Below are 229 nucleotides of genomic sequence, written 5' to 3' on the forward strand. Positions count from 1 at the left end.
TGCCCCCACAAACAGACTTCACGCTCAATCTCGCGGCGAGTCATCAGCCCTTTCCATTGCTTACCGCCAGCGTATGTCCAGCGCCGTAGCTGATCACATGCGCCTTTGATATCGCCCTGGTTTATTTTGCGAAGAAGCGTCGATGTTCTGAAATTGCCAGCGCCCACGTTGTAAACGAACGAGTAAAGAGCGCCGCGCGTTGTTTCCGGTATATCGACTTTGATGTACG

General features: G+C 52.8%; 1 pseudogene. It reads right to left on the minus strand.

From position 1 onward, the window contains the following. A pseudogene (gene rrrD, locus HEN33_RS26035) lies at positions 1–229 on the minus strand (lysozyme RrrD); the annotation flags it as partial.

The sequence above is a fragment of the Escherichia sp. 94.0001 genome (assembly GCF_013369155.2).
GTDB lineage: Bacteria > Pseudomonadota > Gammaproteobacteria > Enterobacterales > Enterobacteriaceae > Escherichia > Escherichia coli_F.